The organism is Brucella sp. NBRC 113783, from assembly GCF_040372265.1.
GTDB lineage: Bacteria > Pseudomonadota > Alphaproteobacteria > Rhizobiales > Rhizobiaceae > Brucella > Brucella teleogrylli.
In genome coordinates this window covers 1-20575 of the sequence record NZ_BAABRX010000008.1, presented here as the reverse complement: position 1 = coordinate 20575, position 20575 = coordinate 1, and the positions used below count along the sequence as shown (strand labels likewise).

Sequence of the window (20575 nt, the reverse complement as noted above, 5' to 3'; positions counted from 1 at the left end):
AAGGCATGGTTTTCCCGCGAGAGCGGGGATTCAAGAATTCAGGGGATTTAACGTTGGGCACATCTTCCGCTTCATCCGGTTCGGGCCAGAAGGCGACATTGTCGCAAAAGCGCGCCTTCGGCAAACGCCGTCGCTGGTGGCTGTGGCTGCCCGCTGCGGTCATTGCTGTCTGCGCTGGCTGGTATTTCTTCGATGCGCGCGCAGCCGGAAACGAAAAGAGCAGCTATCTCGCTGAAACGGTTGTGCGTGGCGATATTGAAAACGCGATCACCGCGGTGGGTACACTCAGCGCCCTGCGCAGCATCAATGTCGGTGCGCAGGTCTCGGGACAGCTCAAAAGCGTGCAGGTGGAAGTTGGCGACCAGGTCACGGAAGGCCAGTTTATCGCCGAGATCGATCCCTCTCCCTTCGAGAAGAGGGTTGAGATCGCTAGCGCGCAGCTCGACAATCTGAAAGCCCAGCTTCTCAGCAAGGAAGCGCAACTGACGCTCAAGAAGCTCAACGCAACGCGGCAGAAGTCCCTGCTTGCCACGCGCGGCGTTTCTCAATCGACGGTCGATCAGGCCGAAGCCGATCTCGCCATGGCCGATGCGGATGTGAAGGCGCTTGGCGCGCAAATCCGCCAGCAGCAGTCGCAATTGGCGAGCGACACGGTCGATCTCGGCTATACCAAGATCAACAGCCCCATGGCGGGCACCGTCGTCGATCAATCCGCCAAGGAAGGCGAGACGCTGAACGCATCGCAAACCGCGCCGACCGTCGTGACGGTCGCCGACCTCAAGGTCATGACCGTCGAAGCGCAGGTTTCCGAAGCGGATATCGCCAAATTAAAGCCCGGAATGGAGGTTTATTTCACCCTGCTCGGCCAACCGGAAAAACGTTTCACGGGCACGCTGCGCCAGATCAAGCCGACACCTGCCACCGAAAATAACGTCGTGCTTTATTATGCGCTGTTCGATGTGCCGAACCCGACCGGCGAACTCATGATCAATATGAGCGCGCAGGTCTATTTCGTGATCGATTCGGCCAAGGATGTGCTGCTCGTTCCAACCTCTGCGCTGAGCTTCAAACGCCGCGACCCTTCCGGTGAGGCGGGAGGTCAGCAAGCCGAACGCCCGCAAGGGCAGCGCAACGGCACCCGCAATGGCGGCAGCCCGCGTGATGGCCAGCATCGCGGAAAACCGCAGATTATCGTCAAGGTCGTTGACACAAATGGCGCTATCGCCGAGCGCACAGTCGAAGTCGGCGTGCGCAACCGCGTGCAGGCCGAAATCAAAAGCGGACTGGAGGAAGGCGACAAGGTCGTCGTCACCAGCGCTTCGGGAACTTCGTCCGCTGGAAATGCCAATGCCCGTGGCGGTCGTCGCCCCGGCGGCATGTCCTTCTTCTGAGGACGTCCCCCATGCAAGACGCGCCCCTCATCCGGCTTGAAGAGATCAGCAAGACGTATCACAATGGCGACCTCGCCGTTGAGGTTCTGCATGGCATCAGCCTCGACATCCGTGCGGGCGAGTTCGTCGCCATCATGGGTGCTTCGGGTTCAGGCAAATCCACCCTCATGAATATTCTGGGCTGCCTCGACAGCCCGACTAGCGGGCAATATCGGATCGACGGTGAAGATGTTTCCACCCTCGATGCCGATGCGCTGGCCGCCCTGCGCCGCCGCACATTCGGCTTCGTCTTTCAGAGCTACAATCTGATCTCGACATCGACCGCGCAGGAAAATGTCGAGGTTCCGGCGATCTATGCAGGCATGCCCGCTGCCGAGCGTCATGAACGCGCAGCCGAACTGTTGAACTCGCTGAAGCTCGGCGACCGTATCGACCACCGCCCCAACCAGCTGTCGGGCGGTCAGCAGCAGCGCGTTTCCATCGCGCGCGCTTTGATGAATGGCGGACGCATCATTCTCGCGGACGAGCCAACGGGCGCGCTCGACAGCCAGAGCGGCGAGGATGTGATGGAACTGCTGCGCAACATGCACCAGCAGGGCCACACCATCATCGTCATCACCCACGCCCGCGAAGTGGCGGAGCGCGCAGACCGGCTGATCGAGATCAAGGATGGCGAAATCCTGTCCGATACGACCAAGCGGGGCATTCCAGACCGGCAGGCGCCGCAGCGCTTGCAGCGGACGGGCGATGGACATGCCGCGCGCATTGCCGATATTTCGGAAGCCGTAAAAATGGCCATGCGCGCCTTGCGGGCCAATATTTTCCGCACAGTGCTGACGCTTCTCGGCATCATCATCGGCGTCAGTTCGGTGGTGACGATGCTCGCCATCGGCACCGGCGCGCAAAATTCGATCCTCGACCGCATCAACGCCATGGGCACCGACCTGGTGCTGGTGCGCCCGTCCATGACGGGTTTTCGCGGCTCGGGCAGTATCGCAACGCTTGTGCCAGCCGATGCGGACGCGATCCTCGAACTGCCGAACATCAAATCCGCCGTGCCGGAAGTCACAGGCACAGTCACGCTCAGGCGCGGCAATGTCGATTACCAGTCACAGGCCAACGGCACCGTTCCGGCTTTTTCGGAGGCCAAATCCTGGAAGCTCGCGACGGGCGATTTCATCACGCAGAACGATATAACCTCCTATGCGCCGGTTGCCGTGCTCGGAGCCACCGTGGTCAAGACGCTGTTTCCGGATGGCAGCAATCCGATCGGCCAATATATTCTGATCCAGAAAATCCCGTTTCAGGTCATCGGAACGCTTGCGCTGAAAGGGGCTGGCTTCGGGGGTACGGATCAGGATGATGTGGTGGTCGTTCCGCTTTCGACCGGCAATCTGCGCCTGTTCGGCCAGAAATATGTGCGCACCATCACAGTGCAGGTGAAGGATGCGGATCTCATCAACACGACACAGGAGCAGATTCAGGGCCTGCTCGACGAGCGCCACAAGCAGCGTGACACGATGATCACCAATATGTCGTCGATTCGCGACGATGCGGCGGCCATGGGCAGCACCATGACGCTGTTTCTCGGTTCTGTTGCCGCCATCTCGCTTCTGGTCGGCGGTATCGGAGTCATGAATATCATGCTGGTCAGCGTGACGGAGCGCACACGCGAAATCGGCGTGCGCATGGCCACCGGCGCAAGGCGGCGGGATATCCTCCTGCAATTCATCACGGAAGCGCTCACTGTCTCGGCCATTGGCGGCGCCTTCGGCGTGGTCATCGGCCTTGGGGCCGCCGCCATCGCCGGTTGGGCCGGACTTTCGGTCGGTTACAGCATCGGGCCGGTTCTGCTGGCTTTCGCCTGCGCCTTCGCAACAGGGCTGGTCTTCGGCTTCCTGCCCGCCCGCAAGGCGTCGCGCCTACTTCCAGCCGTCGCGCTGTCGTCTGAATAGGACCACGCGGGAACTGATGGAAAAAACCGGGCATTTCGCCCGGCTTCTCATTCAATCTATTTCGCTTGGTCAGGCCGTGCCGGTCGAGCCGAAGCCGCCAGCGCCGCGCGTGGTTTCGGTCACCTCAGTGCGTTCCTCGATCTTCGGCTGTACCACGGGTGCAAAGACTGCCTGTGCGATGCGCATGCCGCGTTCAATGCGGAAATCATCGTCACCCAGATTGACCAGCAGCACCTTCACCTCGCCGCGATAATCGGAATCGATGGTTCCCGGTGTGTTGAGGCAGGTAATGCCGTTTTTGAAGGCGAGGCCGGAGCGCGGACGAATCTGCACTTCAAACCCTTCCGGGATTTCGAAGATCAGACCCGTCGGCACCAGCGTCCGGCGTCCGGGCAACAGCACGATCTGGCGGTCTTCGGCAACGGCTGCGCGCAGGTCCATACCTGCAGAACCGGAGGTCTCATAGGCGGGAAGTTCAAGGCCTTTCGCATGTTCGAGGCGAATAATGCCGAGCGTTGGTGCTTGAGCGGATGCTGCGGTCATGAGGGAGCCTTTCCTGCGGGAATTCAAATTGGCGACGCTCATACGTGAAAACAGATCAAAGGTGTACCGCCTATTTGGCGTTTTGCAATGATAGTACGGCACAGGATCATGCTTTTTTTCGTGTATAGCCGATCTGACGCTGCCGTCAGCGCAGGTCGAGCGGGACGACGGTGGTTTCCTTGATTTCTTCCATCACAAAGGAAGCCGAAACATCCGACAGCGGAACGCTGGCGATCAGCTGCTGATAGAGCCGGTCATACGCCTTAACGTCGGTGACCCGCGCTTTCAGCACGTAATCGAGATCGCCGGTCATGCGGTAGACACCGACGATTTCCGGGAAACGCGCCGTGGCGTTGCGGAATTTGGCCAGCCATTCCGGATCATGGCTGGATGTGCGCACCAGAATGAACACGGACAGGCCGCAACCCGCCAGCTCGGCGTCCACCAGCGCGACGCGCGCCTTGATGATGCCTTCCTCTTCCATGCGCTTGACCCGCCGCCAGCACGCATTGCGCGACAGGTTCACGCGCTCCGACAGAGAATCAACGGACAATGTGCCGTCAATTTGCAGTTCTCCCAATATTTTGCGGTCTATCTCGTCCATAGATGCTATCATGGTGGGATGATTGTCCCAATTTTTTACAGATTTCAAGGATATTTTGAGATTTCATCTTCCTCTTTCTTGCTAAAATGATTTTCCAGAAAGGCGCTTCAGCGCAGGGCATAAGAGAATGAATTTCTCAATCAAACGGGAGCATTTGCAATGACGACGCGTATTACCCGCATTTTCACCGAGCATCCCGCATCGGTTGATGAGACCTATTTCGAGCATATGGCATTTGCATCGCGGTTTTCATTCAAACTGTTCGGGGCAGCCTTTGCTGCTTTGATTCATGCATTTTTGCCATTTTTGTTCGAAAAGACTGCAAGCACCATCGTCCGTCAGCTTTATGAGCGGACGCATAACAGAGGTCGCTAAGTTACGCGGTTTCCGCTTTCGGGCGACACGTTTATATCGGATCGCACATGTGCCGTTGGGCCGCCTATCTCGGACCTGAGACCTATCTGGAAGACATTATTTCGTCTCCCTGTCATTCGCTCGTGGCGCAAAGCCACGATGCGCATGAAGCCAAAACACGCACCAATGGCGATGGTTTCGGCGTCGCCTGGTATGGGCATCGCACCGAACCGGGCCTTTATCGGGATATTCTGCCAGCCTGGTCCGATCAGAATCTTGGTAGTCTGGCGCGACAAATCAGGTCGCGCCTTTTTCTTGCGCATGTGCGCGCCTCGACGGGCGGGCTGACCAGCCGTTCCAACTGCCACCCCTTTGTTTCCGGGCGCTGGAGCTTCATGCATAACGGGCAGATCGGCAGTTTCGACCGGCTGCGCCGCAGGCTAGAAGCGCATTTGAGCGATCATGTCTACGCGCAGAAGCACGGCGCAACCGATTCCGAGCTGATCTTTCTGCTGATGCTGGAATTCGGCCTCGACAGCGATCCGGTTCAGGCCATGAAGCGCGTGGTGGCGACGATCGTGGATGAAGCCGGAAAGGCCAATGTGCCGCCGTTTCTGCGGCTGACCGCCGCCTTTTCGGACGGCAATCAGCTCTATGCCATCCGCTATGCCACCGACGCCTTTGCGCCGACGCTTTATACGGCAACGCTTGGCGCATCGTCCGGCATCTGTGTGGTGTCGGAGCCGCTGGATGGCGAAGCCGCCAACTGGATGGCCGTGCCGGCAAACAGCTTTGTCACCGTCTCCCGGCAGGGGCGCATCGCCATCGACGGTTTTGAGGGGACGATGGCGTCTCCTCAGGGTGTGGCAACAGTTTAGGCGTTGCCGATCAGAATACCCGCCGCCAGAACCAATGCGCCGCCCAGCACCACTTGCAGGACCGAGCGGAAGAAAGGCGTTTCCATGAAGCGGTTCTGGATAAAGGCAATCGCCCAGAGTTCAAAGAACACGATGACTACCGCGAGAGATGTAGCCGTCCAGAAATCCGTAATCAGATAGGGCAAAGCGTGGCCGAGGCCGCCCAGCGCCGTCATGATACCGCAGGACAGGCCGCGTTTGATCGGCGAACCACGGCCAGACAGTTTGCCGTCATCATGAATGGCTTCCGTGAAACCCATTGAGATACCCGCGCCGACCGAGGCAGACAGGCCGACCAGAAAAGTCTGCCAGGTGTCCTGCGTAGCAAAGGCGGCAGCAAAGATCGGCGCAAGGGTGGAGACCGAGCCGTCCATCAGACCCGCAAGGCCGGGCTGCACATAGGTGAGGATGAACTGCTTGCGCTCCAGCGCACGCTCCTCGTTCTGTACGGTTTCGGGCGTCAGCTCATGTTCCAGCGATTCGGCTTTAACCTCGTGCTGCTTTTCCTGAAGCGCCAGATCGCCCAAAAGCTTGCGCGTGGCCGCATCTGTGACGCGCTTTGCGGCCTCGATATAGAAGCGATAGGCCTGATCTTCCATCTCGGAAGCCGCGTCGCGCACCTTGTCGATGCCCAGCGGACGCACCAGCCAGTCGGGCTTGCGGTCGTAATAGCCGCTGACATGCTCGCGGCGGATCAGCGGAATATGGTCGCCGAAACGCGCGCGGTGCCGCTCGATCAGCGCATCGCGGTGCCCGTGTTCCTCCGCCGCCATCTGCTCGAAAATCTTCGCCGATTGTGGGAATTCTTCGCGCAAGCCATCGGCATAAGCGAGATAGATGCGCGCATCGTCCTCTTCAGACGAGATGGCAAGCGCCAGGATTTCCTGTTCGGAAAGCGAATCGAACGGGCGACGACCGTTGCGGAAAAAGCGACTCAGCATAATCAAATCCATCATTTTAGAATTATTCTAAAGTTATAATGAGTCAGCTGAAAGTCAAGTCTTGCGGTGCGGGCCTGTTTGGCGCATTACATTTCGGCCCCGGTAAAACGGGGTTTTGTAAAGCAATGACCTGACGAAAAAGCCAGAAAAGAACAGGATCGATGGCATCGATGAACACGCAAGCGCAAGGCACTAGCCCCCGTCCGCTGAATGGACAGGATTTCCGCACCCTTGGCCTTTCGGCCCTTGGCGGCGCGCTGGAGTTTTATGATTTCATCATCTTCGTGTTCTTTGCCAGCGTCATCGGGCATCTGTTCTTTCCGCCGGATATGCCGGACTGGCTGGTCATGATCCAGACTTTCGGCATTTTCGCAGCCGGTTATCTGGTGCGCCCGGTCGGCGGCATCGTGCTGGCGCATTTCGGCGACAAGTTTGGGCGCAAGCGGGTTTTCGCTTTCTCGGTGTTCCTGATGTCGATCTCGACATTGGCCATGGCCTGCCTGCCCACTTATGCGACGCTGGGTGTCGGCGCGCCGATCCTGCTCATCGTGTTTCGCATGTTGCAGGGCGCGGCCATTGGCGGCGAGGTTCCCGGCGCGTGGACCTTTGTGGCGGAACATGTGCCTGCCAATCGGGTCGGCATGGCCTGCGGCTTTCTCTGTTCCGGCCTGACACTCGGCATCATGATTGGTTCGCTGATCGCTACAGCCATCAACTGGATTTTCACCCCGGAAGAACTCTCCGCCTACGCATGGCGCATTCCGTTCTTCATCGGCGGTATTTTTGGTCTGCTTGCGGTTTATCTGCGGCGCTGGCTGGCAGAAACCCCGATCTTCACCGCGATGAAGAACAGCCATTTGCTGAAAGACAAGCTGCCGCTGAAGACCGTTCTGCGCGAGCATATGCACGGTGTCATCATCTCCGTGCTTCTGACCTGGATCTTGTCAGCCGGTATCGTTGTGACCACGTTGATGACGGCGACCTTCCTGCAAAAGCTCTATGGTTATACGCCTTTGCAGTCGCTTGCCGCGACCAGCTTCGGCACGCTTTTCCTGATGTTCGGAACTGTGACTGCCGGTTCTATCGTTGACCGTATCGGCAGCGGACGTTTCTTCGCGGTGGCCGGTGTTTTCTTCGGCATTGCCACCTTCGTTTTCTACAGCTTTGCCGGTACGTCGCTGCCGGTGCTGTTTGCGCTTTATGCGGTGATGGGACTTTCCGTCGGTATGGTTGGCGCGGTGCCCTATGTCATGGTGCGCGCATTCCCGGCCCCGGTGCGGTTCTCCGGCCTGTCTTTCTCCTATAACATTTCCTATGCGGTGTTCGGTGGCTTGACGCCGGTGATCGTGACGACGATGCTGGCGGTCAACCCGATGGCCCACGCCTGGTATCTGGTGTTTATCGCGGTGCTGACCTCCGGGCTCGGTTTCTACCTCATGGCGCGCAGCGACCGGGTGGAAGGTGCTATCGGCCTTGATGATCTGTCGGTTGCAAACGCTGTTCCACACAGGAGCTAACAAAAAGGGCCGCATCAGCGGCCCTTTTCTTTTCGTGTTTAATGCGCCGCCAGTTTGGCAGTGCTCAAGTTCTTGTCGTGAACGGCGAAGCGATCGATCATGTCGGCGCTGGCTTCGTTGAAGCCTGTCACCGACACGTTGGTGCCGCCGGTACGATATTTCATCACCACCTTGTCGAGCGCGCCGACTGCGGTAATGTCCCACAGATGTGCATGGCTGACGTCGATGGTGACCTTCTTCGCAGGCTTGGAGAAATCAAACGCGGCGATAAAATTCTGCGCCGAAGCGAAGAAAATCTGGCCCTGAACAGTATAGATGCGTTCGCTGCCGTCGCTGTTTTCGGCCTCGGAGACGCGGAACATCTTGGCGACCTTGCCCGCAAAGTACACGCCGGAAAGCAGAACGCCGACCAGAACGCCTTTGGCCAGATCATGCGTTGAGACGACGGTGACCACCGTTGCCAGCATGACGAAGGACGAGGATGGCGGGTTACGACGCAGATCGAGGATAGATCGCCACGAGAATGTGCCGATGGATACCATGATCATCACCGCCACTAGTGCCGCCATCGGAATGATGCGCACAAGATCGTCGAGCACCAGAATCAGGAACAGCAGGAAGGCGCCCGCCACGAAGGTCGAAAGCCTGCCGCGTCCGCCGGACGAAACATTGATCACCGACTGCCCGATCATGGCGCAGCCGCCCATGCCGCCGATCAGCGCCGAGGCGATATTGCTCGTGCCCTGACCGATACATTCCTGGCTTTTGTTGCTGGGCGTGTCGGTCATGTCGTCAACAATCTGGGCGGTCATCAGCGATTCGAGGAGCCCGACCGCCGCGAGCGTGATCGAATAGGGCAGGATGATCTGCAAGGTTTCGAGCGTTACCGGCACTTGCGGCAATGCGAAGACCGGCAATGCGGATGGCAATTCGCCGAGATCGCCCACGGTGCGAAGATCCATCCCGCTCCACCAGGCCAGTGCGGTGAGAACCGCGATGGCGACCAGTGGCGAGGGGATCGCCTTGGTCAGTCGCGGGAATAGATAGATGATGGCAAGGCCGCCCGCGATCATCCAATAGGTCTGGACTGGCACATGGATCAGCTCTGGTAGTTGTGCCATGAAAATGAGGATCGCCAGCGCATTGACGAAGCCGGTGATGACCGAGCGCGATACGAAACGCATCAGGCGTCCGAGCTTCAGGAAACCGGCAAGGATTTGTATTATGCCCATCAGGATTGTGGCGGCAAACAGATATTGCAGCCCGTGTTCCTTGACGAGCGAGACCATCACCACGGCGGTTGCAGCCGTGGCGGCAGAAATCATGCCGGGGCGACCGCCGGTAAAGGCGGAGACGCAGGCAATGGCGAAGGAAGCAAAAAGGCCCACTTTGGGATCGACCCCGGCGATGACCGAAAAGCCGATGGCTTCGGGAATAAGGGCAAGTGCTACGACGATGCCGGAGAGAATATCGCCGCGAATATTGGAGAACCACTCGCGGCGGTAGGCAGCAAGACGTGTCATTGAATTTTCCGCAAATAGAAGACGGGCGTTGAGAGCCGTCCGATTCAACATGGCCGATTGTAAAAATGGGAGATGTTGTTGCGTTGTCTGGCGGATAGGCGGCCAGAAGAGCCACCCGGGCTTTCACCGGGTCCTTGCGAATACACGTGTATAAACAAAAAGAACGCAGCAGGGCAATAACCCGCTGCGTTTTCTATTGGGCACTATTGAATAGATCAGAGAATCTTCTGCATGAACGTCAGATCGAGCCAGCGTCCGAATTTCTGGCCGACTTGTTTCAAGGTGCCACAATCTTCAAAGCCCTGCGATTTATGCAGCGCGATGGACGCGGCATTGCCCGCCTCGATACCAGCCACCAGCACATGCACCTTGCGGCGGCGCGCTTCTTCCACCAGTTCGGCCAGCAAGGCGCGACCGATGCCGCCGCCGCGCGCATCGCTTGCCACATAGACCGACAGTTCGGAGGAATGTCGGAAGCCTTCGAAGGGCCGGAAAGGACCATAGCTCGCATAGCCGACAACCTGGCCTTCGCGCTCGGCTGCCAGCACCGGGAAGCCGTCGCGATTGCGGCCTTCCAGCCATTGGCGCCGGTTTTCCAGATCGACGAGCGTTTCGTTCCAGATGGCAAGCGTGTTGTCGACCGCATCATTATAGATGGCGAGCAGCGCGGGAAGATCTGCTTCCGTCGCATGGCGGATGGAGAGGGTCATTTCAGATGCCTTTGTAAAAGAGCGTGGTGGCGCAGGGGCTGCCATCGGGAAAGAGCGCGTAATTCGGGATCACGCCGACAGGCTGCCAGTTCAGATGCGTATAGATCGCTTCGGCGGGACTGCCGGTGGCGGTGTCGAGACAGATCAGCGTTCTGCCATGCAGACGTGCTTGGGCTTCCGCCGCGTCCATCAGCTTGCGGGCAAGGCCGAGGCCGCGCGCCTTGCGGTGGATCAGCAGCTTTTTCAGATCGGCGCGATGCGGCTGATTGGGCATTTGGGAGAGACCAAGCTGCACCGTGCCGACGATCGCGCCGTCATGCTCAGCGACGATGAGCAGCGTCTCGCCGTTCTCCGTCTCGCGGGCGATGCGGGTCCAGTAAGGCGTAAAATCCTGCGGCTCACAGGGTGCCATGAACCCGACCGATGCGCCACCCATGACGCAGTCGGCAAGAATTTCGGCGAGCGCCGGAATGGCTCGTTTCGCTTCTTCCGCATTGAGAACGTGGATCATCGGACGGTCTTTCAGAGGTTGCTGCGGCGTTCGAGCACAATGGCATAGCGTGCAGGGGTCGAACCGGGATTGTGAAAAGTGATGCCCGCCATGATCGGCATATAAAGGCAGTCGCCGGGCTTGAGGCTATAATGCGTGTCGCCGACGGTCATTTCCATTGCACCGGCAAAGAGCCACATATGCTGGGTGATACCGGCATTGGCGGTCTGGGGTGCGAAAGTGACCTTGCCGCCCGCCGGAAACTCGACCTCGATCAGATCGACATTCGAACCGGTGCCGGGCGGGGATACGGACCGGCGCACATAGCCGGTGTCGGGATCGCGCCAGACGGGTTGACGATCGTGGGGGAGGTAGGGCGAGGGCGGGGCTTCCGCATCGCCAAAAAATGCTGATAGCGACGTGCCAAGGGCGGCGCAAATGCGCGCCAGCAGTTGTGCGGTGGGGCTTGTCTCGCCGCGCTCGATCCGCGAGATCATGGCGCGGCTGACACCGGAAGCATCGCCCAACGCATCCAGCGTCATGCCTTGCGCCAGACGCAGGCGGCGCAGGTTCTCACCGATGGCACTGTCGAGTTGTTCGATTGCGTTTTCCATTATGTTAGAAATAATATCTATTATAATGGAGTCAAGCGATTTCGCATATGAAAACGGCGGGATTTCTCCCGCCGCATTCAATCTGTTTCTACGATCAAAGCCCGAGGCTCAGGCAGTGACCTCGCTCCCTCATCCTGAGCCGGTGCGAAGCACCGTGTCGAAGGGCGAGGGCAGGCGCTGGGTTCGCTTTCCCTCGTCCTTCGAGACGCCGTTTTCAACGGCTCCTCAGGATGAGGGAAGGGGACGTCGGTGCATTAAACCGATCAGCCTTGCGCCTTCAGTTCCAAGCGGCGGCGATGCAGGACCGGCTCGGTATAGCCGTTCGGCTGTTCGCGGCCTTTGAAGACGAGATCGCAGGCGGCCTGGAAGGCGATGGACTTGTCGAAATTGGCAGCCATCGGGCGATACAGCGCATCGCCTTCATTCTGCTTGTCGACGACAGCGGCCATGCGCTTCATGGTTTCCATGACCTGCGCTTCCGTGACAACGCCATGGTAGAGCCAGTTCGCAATGTGCTGGGCGGAAATGCGCAGTGTCGCACGGTCTTCCATCAGGCCGACATTGTTGATGTCCGGCACCTTCGAGCAGCCGACGCCCTGATCGACCCAGCGCACAACATAGCCGAGAATCCCTTGCGCGTTGTTGTCGATCTCTTTCTGGATGTCTTCCGGCGTCCAGTTTGGACGGCTGGCGACCGGCACCGACAGAATGTCGTCGAGCTTGGCGCGCGGACGGCTCTTGAGCTTTGCCTGAACGGCCGCAACGTCCACTTGGTGATAGTGGGTGGCGTGCAGCGTGGCAGCGGTCGGTGACGGTACCCATGCGGTGTTCGCGCCTGCCTTCGGATGAGCGATCTTCTGCTCCAGCATTGCCGCCATCAGGTCGGGCATGGCCCACATGCCCTTGCCGATCTGCGCGTGGCCGGAAAGGCCGCATTCGAGACCGATATCGACATTCCACTGCTCATAAGCACCGATCCACGCGGCCTGCTTCATGTCGCCCTTGCGGATCATCGGGCCAGCTTCCATCGAGGTATGAATCTCGTCGCCGGTGCGGTCGAGGAAGCCGGTATTGATGAACACGACGCGATCCTTGGCGGCGCGAATGGCTTCCTTGAGGTTGATCGTCGTGCGGCGTTCCTCGTCCATTACGCCCATTTTGAGCGTGTTGGGCTGCATGCCGAGCAGTTCTTCCGTCCGGGTGAAGATTTCATTGGCGAAAGCCACTTCTTCCGGGCCATGCATCTTCGGCTTGACGATATAGACCGAGCCTTCGCGTGAGTTCATGTGACGGCCATTCGGGCCGATATCGTGCAAGGCGATCAGGCTGGTAAAGGCGGCATCCATGATGCCTTCCGGCACTTCATTGCCGTCAGTGTCGAGAATGGCCGGATTGGTCATCAGGTGCCCGACATTGCGAACCAGCATCAGCGAGCGGCCCTTGAGCGTCAGGTCGGAGCCATCGGCGGCGCGATAGCTGCGGTCGCCATTGAGACGGCGCGTCATCTGCTTGCCGTTCTTTTCGAACGTGTCTTCCAGCTTGCCGTTCATCAGGCCGAGCCAGTTGCGATAGACTGCAACCTTGTCCTCGGCATCGACGGCGGCAATCGAATCCTCGCAATCCTGAATCGTGCTGATGGCCGATTCCAGAACCATGTCTGCAATATGCGCCGGATCGGTCTTGCCGATCGGATGGTCGGCATTGACGACGATATCGACATGCATGTTGTTCTTGGCCAGCAGCACATTGGTCGGGTTGGCGGCGTCGCCATTATAGCCCTTGAACTGGCTGGCATCTTTCAGAACCGTTGCGGAACCGTTCGTCAGCTTGATGTCGAGCTTGCCATCCTTGACGGCAAGGCCAGCGACGTCGGCCCATTTGCCGGAGGCGAGCGGCGCGCTTTCATCGAGGAAATTCTTCGCCCAGGCGATGACTTTCTCGCCGCGCTTCGGATTGTAGCCCTTGCCCTTTTCCGCGCCATCGGCATCGGAAATCGCGTCGGTGCCGTAAAGCGCATCATAAAGCGAACCCCAACGCGCATTGGCAGCGTTGAGGGCGTAGCGGGCGTTCATGACCGGGACGACAAGCTGCGGACCGGCAATATGGGTGATTTCCGGATCGACATTGGCGGTCGAAACGGTGAACTCCCCGCCTTCCGGCAGGAGATAGCCGATGTCCTTCAGGAACTGCTGGTATTCCGCCTGGCTATAGCCTTTGTCGCGGTTTTCCTTGTACCAGCTGTCGATCTTCGCCTGCATGTCGTCACGCTTTTTCAAAAGCGCGCGGTTCTTCGGGGCAAGATCGCGAACGATTGCGGCAAAACCTTTCCAGAACTTGTCCGGGTCTACGCCGGTGCTGGGCGCGGCCTCCTTGGCCAGAAACTCCACGAGTTCAGGGGCAACACGCAAACCTTCAATTTCGACGTAATTGCTCATGGCTTGGCCTCCTTCAGAATAAATACAACTACCGCCAGCGCTTTTCAGGCGTCAGCTACCATGCTGCCTTTGAACCGCTTTGGCGCGCTTTCGTCAATCGACGCGGCGGCACATCATCTGTGACGCTGGGGAGAAAATAAATCACAACTTTAAGGTGTGTCTTATTTGGTCCGGCGTCCATCCCTGTTCACGCAGCGATGCAAGAGCGGTATCCTTGCGGCTTTTCGACAGTTTCAGCCCATCGTCGCCCAGCACGAGGTCATGATGGTGATAATGCGGCTCCGGCAGACCGAGAAGCTTTTGCAGGAGGCGGTGCACAGCGGTCGCGTGGAAGAGATCGCGGCCACGCACGACATGGGTGACGCCTTGCAGGGCGTCGTCCACCACCACAGAAAGATGATAGCTGGTCGGCGTGTCCTTGCGTGCGATGATCACATCACCCCATCGGGCGGGATCGGCGGCAATGCGCCCGGTCTCGCCATCCGGTCCGGCGCCGTTTTCTTCCCAGAACAACGTTTCACCCACGGTGGCCAGCGCCTTTTCCATGTCGAGACGCCAGGCATAAGGGATGCCGGATACGATCCGTTCCAGCCGGTGCGCTTCATTGAGGTTGCGTTCGCCCTTTGGATAAAGCGGCGTGCCGTCCGGGTCCGACGGCCAGACCTTGCCCCTGGCGTGGGCTTCGCCAATCCGCTCGCGCACTTCGCCACGACTGAGAAAGGCCGGATAGACAAGGCCCTTGTCGGCAAGCTTTGTCAGCGCATTGCGATATTCGCCAAAATGTTCCGACTGGCGGCGTACAGGCCTTTCCCATGACAGGCCGAGCCAGTGCAGGTCGTCGTAAATGCCCTGTTCCAGCGCAGGCGTGCAGCGCGCCGTGTCGATGTCTTCCATGCGTAATAGAAAACGACCGTCGCTTTCGTTCGCCATGCGTGCATTGAGAAGAGCTGAATAGGCATGGCCGAGGTGCAATTGGCCATTGGGGCTGGGGGCAAAGCGAAAGACGGGTCTGGTCATGATCCTGTCAGTTGATTGTCATCTGAGCACATTGGTACTTTGTCGGCGATTGAAATGAAAGGCCACAGCATGCAGCGCATCGATACATTGGAGGATATAGAGGCTGGCCTTGAAGCGCTGGTTTTGGCCGATATGCGCCTGGCCGATATTCGCAGCCGCGCTCATGCGGTTCCGCTGCGTCGCTCACCACCAGGGTTCGAAAGTCTGGCTTCCATCATCGTGGCGCAGCAGGTTTCAACTGCAAGCGCTGCGGCCATCTGGGGGCGGTTGAAACAGGTGATCGATCCGCTGACGCCGCAGGCCTATATTGCTGGCGGCGAAGAGGCGTGGCGCTTTGCCGGGCTGTCTCGGCCCAAGCAGAGGACGCTTCTGGCTGTCTCGCAGGCGCTGGTGGATGACGGGATCGATCTGCACGGGCTTTGCGATCTGCCTGCGGAGGAGGCGATAGCTGCGCTCACCGCTATCAAGGGCATCGGGCCGTGGACGGCGGAAGTCTATCTGCTGTTTGCAGCCGGTCACCCGGACGTGTTTCCGGCGGGTGACGTGGCGCTGCAAGCTGCCGTCGGTCATGCCTTTGCCCATGAAACGCGCCCGGATGCTGTGGCGCTGCGCAAGCTTGCGGAAGACTGGGCGCCGTGGCGCGGCGTGGCGGCGCGATTATTCTGGGCCTATTACGCGGCAATCAAGGGCCGCGAGGCGGCCCCACTTTTGTAGATGCATCTGTAAATGTTGCGTGTTTCCGGTGGCACAAATGCGTTTCCGCTTCACAATCCTGTCACGTCGGGCTTACATTATCGCCATCAGCTGATGACGGTATTTCGATTCGCAGAAGCTTGATTTTCTGCTGATTGCAGTCCCGTCCTCGCGAGGTTGGAGCGTCGTTGTTGCGCCCACAATGGACGCGCGGCGCTCCGATGAAGAGCGCAATTCCGCTTGGAAAGTCGTCGTTTCGCCCTTTCTCGGAGTTGCTCTGAAGGAGGTGCGTCCTTGACCATTGCAGTCTCACCCCGGACCGTCTCGACGAGTGGCTTGCCCGCTCTGGTCCTCAACGCGGATTATCGTCCGCTCAGCTATTACCCCTTGTCGCTCTGGTCATGGCAGGATGCGATCAAGGCGGTCTTTCTCGAACGCGTGAATATCGTCGCGGAATACGACCAGATCGTTTCCTCGCCGTCTTTCTCCATGCGTGTTCCGAGCGTGATCTGCCTGAAGGATTATGTGAAGCCGCCGCGCTATCCGGCGTTTACGCGCTTCAATCTTTTCCTGCGTGATCGTTTCGAGTGCCAGTATTGCGGCTCGCCGCATGATCTGACCTTCGATCACGTCACCCCGCGTTGCCATGGCGGCGAGACGACGTGGGAAAATGTGGTCGCCGCCTGTTCACCATGCAATCTGCGCAAGGGCGGTCTCATGCCTGCGGCTGCGCATATGTGGCCGCGCCAGAAGCCGGTCATGCCGACCGTGCAGGATCTGCACAACAACGGTCGTCTTTTCCCGCCCAACCATCTGCATGATAGCTGGCTCGATTTTCTCTATTGGGATGTCGAACTGGAGCCTTGACGCATGTTGCGCAAAACTGCGTAGCAATCCTGCGACAACATCATGCGAAAAAAGAAGACCTAAGCCCCTCAGAATCTTCCCTTACTTGCCACTCTTCGCAAAAGCGCCGTAGTAGCCGATGGCTGCAAAGAACAGGCTTGCGACGATATTCCATCCGGCAAAGGACAGACCAAGGAAAAAGCCGGGTGCGCTGTCGCATGCGGGCGGGCGCGTATTGAGATCGCCCAGAAGATTGCCCGCGTCCAGCGTGACTTTCATCGTCGCCGCGCTGCAATCGGCCGGGCCCGGCCAGTACTTCAGCTCAACACCCGTATGATAGACCGCCAGCGCCAGACCATAGGTCATCAAAAGCGCGCCGATCAGGATGAGGCCGCGCGTCAGGATCGGCGGCCATTTCAAGCCGTAGGAAAGCCAGGCCGCAGCCAGAACCGGAACGCCGATATAATAAGGCGTGCGCTGTTCAAGGCAGAGTTTGCACGGCATGAAACCGGCAATATGCTCGAAACCGAGCGCGGTGCCGACAGTTGCGGCCAGTCCGAAGGTCATGATGCCTGCGGTCCATGCCTGTGTTTTGCCAACCGGGTTATTGAGTGCAAATGCCATATGAAAATTCCTGACGCGGCTCTTTATGTGCAGCTAAACTAAGATAGAGACTTGTTTCCAAGCAATTTATTTTGACCGGCGTGAGGCAGCCGGCTCATGCGTGAAGATATTTCACAGCAAAAAACAGGGCGATCAGCAAGACCGCCACGGCGCTGGCGATCAGGCCAAGGCGCTTTTCGATAAAATGGCGGATCGGCTCGCCATAACGGCGCAGCAGCCAGGCCAGGAAATAGAAGCGCGCGCCGCGCGCAACAATGGCCGATGCGATGAACAGCCAGATATTGACGCCAGCCGCCCCCGACAGGATTGTCACAACCTTGATCGGCGGGAGATGGGCGAGGCCCGATGTGATCAGCATCAGCAAAATGGTGTCGGCGCTGGTCGTGCCGCGCAGTTGCTCGAACGTGTCCAGCTTGCCATACATTTCCAGCACCGGCTTGGCGATCTGTTCATAGGCATGATAGCCGAGATACCAGCCTGCGATGCCGCCCAGCACCGATGCAACGGTTGCGATGAAGGCATAGCGCCAGGCGCGTTCCCGACGAGCCAGCGCCATCGGCAGGAACAGAACGTCTGCCGGGACAAGGAAAACCGAACTCTCCACGAAAGCGATGATCGCCAGCCACCATTCGGCTGATTTTCTTGCGGCAAGCGAAATAGTCCAGTCGTAAAGGCGGCGCAGCATGGATTGTCCGGATAATGTGCGGCGGATAGCCGTCGTTGCGGTTGCACCGTCTATAAATAAAAAAGACGGCGCGAACAATCCGCACCGTCTCTTCATTGGCTTATATCAATCAGCGCTTATAGGCGCTGCAGATATATTTGGTTTCGAGATATTCCTCGATGCCGTATTTGGAGCCTTCGCGACCGAGGCCGGACTGCTTGACACCGCCGAACGGCGCGACTTCATTGGAGATCAGACCGGTATTGTGGCCGACCATGCCGTATTCGAGCCCTTCGCTGACGCGGATCGCACGGCTGAAGTTCTCCGTATAGAAGTAAGCCGCGAGACCGAAGATCGTATCGTTGGCCATGGCCAGCACTTCTTCTTCCGTGTCGAAGGCAAAGAGCGGCGCCAGCGGGCCAAAAGTTTCTTCCCGCGCAACGGCCATGTCCGAGGTCACGCCGGTGAGAACGGCCGGTTCGAAGAACAGGCCGCCCAGTTCCTTGCCGCCGGTGATGAGCTTTGCACCCTTCGAAACCGCGTCTTCAATATGCGCCTTGACCTTGGTGATCGCCTTTTCCTCGATCATCGGGCCGATGACCACACCCGGTTCGGTGCCGTTGCCGACCTTCAGCGCCTTGACCTTCTCCGCGAGTTTTTCAGCAAATTTGTCGTAAACGCCGCGCTGAACATAAATGCGGTTGGCGCAAACGCAGGTCTGACCAGCATTGCGATATTTGGAAATCATCGCGCCCTCGACAGCGGCGTCGAGATCGGCGTCGTCAAAGACGATGAATGGCGCATTGCCGCCGAGTTCCAGCGACACTCTTTTGATCGTTGGTGCGCACTGGGCCATCAGCAGGCGGCCCACTTCCGTGGAGCCGGTGAAGGAGAGCTTGCGTACAGTGTCATTGCTGGTGAGTTCAGCGCCTATTTCGCGCGCCTTGCCGGTCACGATCTGCAAGACACCGGCAGGGACGCCAGCCTTTTCAGCCAGCACGCCAAGCGCCAGAGCCGTCAGCGGGGTCAGATCGGCAGGACGCACGATCATCGTGCAGCCAGCGGCGAGTGCCGGTGCAGCCTTGCGGGTGATCATGGCGGCAGGGAAATTCCACGGCGTGATCGCGGCGGTGACGCCAACCGGCTGGCGGATCACCGTCAGGCGCTGACCGGCCTGCGGGGCAGGGATGGTGTCGCCATAGACGCGCTTTGCTTCTTCTGCAAACCATTCAATGAAAGACGCGGCATAAAGCACTTCACCGCGCGCTTCGGCCAAAGGCTTGCCCTGTTCCGATGTCATGATCAGCGCAATGTCATCGGCATTGGCGACAATGAGGTCGAACCACTTGCGCATGATGCCCGCGCGTTCCTTGGCGGTTTTCGCGGCCCAGGCGGGAAGCGCCTTGGCGGAAGCGTCGATGACTTCCTTGATCGTGTCTACCGACAGCGACGGAACCGTGCCGACCACCGAGCCATCAGCCGGGTTGGTGACATTAATGGTCTTGCCATCAGCGGCGTCGATCCAGCGACCGTCGACCAGGCATTTCGATTGAAGCAGCGAAGGGTCTTTCAAGGTGATCATGTCTGATGTTCCGTCCCAGTCTTGCATTTGATTGTTTGTTCAGTATATTGAACACGCTTCGATATATTGAATTAAACAGATCATGGCAGCCAAAGTCAATCGGGAAGCCGATGATCTGTCGGGCAGGTGGCGTGTCAGCATAGGAATGAAACGATGACCGAAGAGGCAGGTTCCCTCAAACTGGTTCCGGCGGTCATGCGCGCCGCACAGATACTGGATCTTATCGCCAAGGCCGGTGCCGGCATGGGCGGGGCACTGAAACTATCCGATATTGCGCGTCAGGCCGGGCTGCCCAAAAGCAGCGTGCACGGGCTTTGCCAGACGCTGGTTTATCTGAAGCTTCTGAAGTTCAATAGCGACGGCAGCTTTTCCATGGGGCCACAATCGGTGCGCTGGGCCAATATCTTTCTGGCGGGCAGCGATATTGTCGAAGTGTTTCATGAGGCGGTGGCGCAGGCAGAGGGGCTTGGCGCCTACACGCTGACGCTTTCCCATCTGGAGGGACCGGATGTCATTTATCTGTCCTGCCGCAATTCGTCCGCGCCGCTTGGGATAACGTTCCGCATCGGCATGCGCGTCCCCGCAGTCTTTACGGCAACGGGCAAGGCCATGCTCGCGGCAATGCCGAATGACGAGCGCGCACGTCATCTTCCCGAACATTGGCCGGAACTCGCTACACCAGCGAGCGTCGCTTCGCTGAAGGCGCTCGAAGGCGAGATGTCCGGCATAAGAGAGAAGGGCTATTCCCTTGATGACGGCCAGTTGCGCGAAGGCATGTTCTGCATCGGCGCGGCAATCTACGAACAGCCAAACCGACCGAGCGCGGGGATTGCTCTTTCCATGATGGCTGCAGAGGCCCGTCCTGAAGTGATCGAGCAGATTGGCAAACGGATGCGGGCGCTCGCGGATGATGTCGCGGAGCGAATGGGGTGGGCTTCCGCATCAGAATCGCCTGTTCAAATTGGTGAATAAGGAGTAAATTTCGTTCGTTATCCCTGTGGAAAAGAAAATCGCATTTTTATCGAAAGCTGTGTTGACAGTTTTGGTGTGCGGGGCCTATATAGCGCCACAACGAGGGCGGCGACGCTGCTAGCGGCAGGTTGCTTCGTCCTTGAGTTCTGGTGAAAGTGGTTGACAGGTTGTTGGCTGACGAGT

Annotated in this window: 20 protein-coding genes and 1 other annotated feature; of the genes, 8 read left to right on the top strand and 12 right to left on the bottom strand. The window is 58.7% G+C overall.

The window, feature by feature from the left end:
• Nucleotides 1-5: 5 nt before the first annotated feature.
• Together ABWW11_RS20020 and ABWW11_RS20015 are read left to right on the top strand one after the other, a co-directional pair.
• A complete protein-coding gene (locus ABWW11_RS20020; RefSeq protein ID WP_371834930.1) occupies nt 6-1391 on the top strand; it encodes an efflux RND transporter periplasmic adaptor subunit in 1386 nt (461 codons plus the stop codon).
• Nucleotides 1392-1402: 11 nt separating this feature from the next.
• Entirely contained in the window at nt 1403-3346 is a 1944-nt protein-coding gene (locus ABWW11_RS20015) for a MacB family efflux pump subunit (protein WP_109369717.1), read from the top strand.
• A gap of 69 nt (nt 3347-3415) precedes the next feature.
• Here ABWW11_RS20015 and dut read toward each other — a convergent pair whose 3' ends face one another.
• Together dut and ABWW11_RS20005 are read right to left on the bottom strand one after the other, a co-directional pair.
• Nucleotides 3416-3889, bottom strand: a complete 474-nt coding sequence (gene dut, locus ABWW11_RS20010) for a dUTP diphosphatase (RefSeq protein ID WP_109369716.1) — start codon at nt 3887-3889, stop codon at nt 3416-3418.
• 145 nt (nt 3890-4034) lie between these two features.
• Nucleotides 4035-4505, bottom strand: coding sequence for an Lrp/AsnC family transcriptional regulator (locus tag ABWW11_RS20005; RefSeq protein ID WP_109369715.1), 471 nt, complete (start codon nt 4503-4505; stop codon nt 4035-4037).
• A 147-nt stretch (nt 4506-4652) separates the two neighbouring features.
• On the opposite strand from ABWW11_RS20005, the gene ABWW11_RS20000 reads away from it, so the two are divergent.
• Together ABWW11_RS20000 and ABWW11_RS19995 are read left to right on the top strand one after the other, a co-directional pair.
• On the top strand, nt 4653-4868 hold the full coding sequence (locus tag ABWW11_RS20000) for a DUF6356 family protein (RefSeq protein WP_109369714.1): 216 nt from the start codon (nt 4653-4655) through the stop codon (nt 4866-4868).
• 47 nt (nt 4869-4915) lie between these two features.
• Nucleotides 4916-5725: a class II glutamine amidotransferase gene (locus ABWW11_RS19995; RefSeq protein WP_109369713.1), complete on the top strand. Its 810-nt coding sequence runs from the start codon at nt 4916-4918 to the stop codon at nt 5723-5725.
• Here ABWW11_RS19995 and mbfA read toward each other — a convergent pair.
• Nucleotides 5722-6705: an iron exporter MbfA gene (gene mbfA / locus ABWW11_RS19990; RefSeq protein WP_109370306.1), complete on the bottom strand. Its 984-nt coding sequence runs from the start codon at nt 6703-6705 to the stop codon at nt 5722-5724. The genes ABWW11_RS19995 and mbfA overlap by 4 nt on opposite strands.
• A gap of 170 nt (nt 6706-6875) precedes the next feature.
• On the opposite strand from mbfA, the gene ABWW11_RS19985 reads away from it, so the two are divergent.
• Complete coding sequence (locus ABWW11_RS19985) at nt 6876-8222, top strand: MFS transporter (RefSeq protein WP_109370305.1); 1347 nt, start codon at nt 6876-6878, stop codon at nt 8220-8222.
• A 38-nt stretch (nt 8223-8260) separates the two neighbouring features.
• On the opposite strand, the gene ABWW11_RS19980 is transcribed toward ABWW11_RS19985, so the two are convergent.
• From ABWW11_RS19980 to gluQRS, 6 genes are all read right to left on the bottom strand, one after another.
• On the bottom strand, nt 8261-9745 hold the full coding sequence (locus ABWW11_RS19980) for a SulP family inorganic anion transporter (RefSeq protein ID WP_109369712.1): 1485 nt from the start codon (nt 9743-9745) through the stop codon (nt 8261-8263).
• An 81-nt stretch (nt 9746-9826) separates the two neighbouring features.
• Nucleotides 9827-9882, bottom strand: a sequence feature (sul1 is cis-regulatory element that is thought to sense ions involved in sulfur or methionine metabolism; They are found in Alphaproteobacteria).
• Nucleotides 9883-9960: 78 nt separating this feature from the next.
• Nucleotides 9961-10455: a GNAT family N-acetyltransferase gene (locus ABWW11_RS19975; protein ID WP_109369711.1), complete on the bottom strand. Its 495-nt coding sequence runs from the start codon at nt 10453-10455 to the stop codon at nt 9961-9963.
• A 1-nt stretch (nt 10456) separates the two neighbouring features.
• Entirely contained in the window at nt 10457-10966 is a 510-nt protein-coding gene (locus tag ABWW11_RS19970; protein WP_109369710.1) for a GNAT family N-acetyltransferase, read from the bottom strand.
• An 11-nt stretch (nt 10967-10977) separates the two neighbouring features.
• A complete protein-coding gene (locus ABWW11_RS19965; RefSeq protein WP_124915879.1) occupies nt 10978-11559 on the bottom strand; it encodes a helix-turn-helix domain-containing protein in 582 nt (193 codons plus the stop codon).
• Nucleotides 11560-11822: 263 nt separating this feature from the next.
• Entirely contained in the window at nt 11823-13994 is a 2172-nt protein-coding gene (locus ABWW11_RS19960) for a malate synthase G (protein ID WP_109369708.1), read from the bottom strand.
• Between the two features lie 141 nt (nt 13995-14135).
• Entirely contained in the window at nt 14136-15011 is an 876-nt protein-coding gene (gene gluQRS / locus ABWW11_RS19955) for a tRNA glutamyl-Q(34) synthetase GluQRS (RefSeq protein WP_109369707.1), read from the bottom strand.
• Nucleotides 15012-15080: 69 nt separating this feature from the next.
• Here gluQRS and ABWW11_RS19950 point away from each other — a divergent pair, with 69 nt between their 5' ends.
• Together ABWW11_RS19950 and ABWW11_RS19945 are read left to right on the top strand one after the other, a co-directional pair.
• Nucleotides 15081-15725: a DNA-3-methyladenine glycosylase family protein gene (locus tag ABWW11_RS19950; RefSeq protein ID WP_109370304.1), complete on the top strand. Its 645-nt coding sequence runs from the start codon at nt 15081-15083 to the stop codon at nt 15723-15725.
• A 273-nt stretch (nt 15726-15998) separates the two neighbouring features.
• Complete coding sequence (locus ABWW11_RS19945) at nt 15999-16571, top strand: HNH endonuclease (protein WP_078339434.1); 573 nt, start codon at nt 15999-16001, stop codon at nt 16569-16571.
• An 81-nt stretch (nt 16572-16652) separates the two neighbouring features.
• On the opposite strand, the gene ABWW11_RS19940 is transcribed toward ABWW11_RS19945, so the two are convergent.
• From ABWW11_RS19940 to ABWW11_RS19930, 3 genes are all read right to left on the bottom strand, one after another.
• Nucleotides 16653-17174, bottom strand: a complete 522-nt coding sequence (locus tag ABWW11_RS19940; RefSeq protein ID WP_109369706.1) for a disulfide bond formation protein B — start codon at nt 17172-17174, stop codon at nt 16653-16655.
• A gap of 94 nt (nt 17175-17268) precedes the next feature.
• Nucleotides 17269-17859 carry a YqaA family protein gene (locus ABWW11_RS19935; RefSeq protein ID WP_319080683.1) on the bottom strand — a complete coding sequence of 197 codons (591 nt, stop codon included), beginning with the start codon at nt 17857-17859 and terminating at the stop codon, nt 17269-17271.
• Nucleotides 17860-17968: 109 nt separating this feature from the next.
• Nucleotides 17969-19420 (bottom strand): NAD-dependent succinate-semialdehyde dehydrogenase, encoded by a 1452-nt coding sequence (locus ABWW11_RS19930; protein WP_109369704.1) that lies wholly within the window; start codon nt 19418-19420, stop codon nt 17969-17971.
• Between the two features lie 153 nt (nt 19421-19573).
• Between ABWW11_RS19930 and ABWW11_RS19925 the strand changes: the two genes are divergently transcribed.
• Complete coding sequence (locus tag ABWW11_RS19925) at nt 19574-20392, top strand: IclR family transcriptional regulator (protein WP_109369703.1); 819 nt, start codon at nt 19574-19576, stop codon at nt 20390-20392.
• Nucleotides 20393-20575 lie beyond the last annotated feature (183 nt).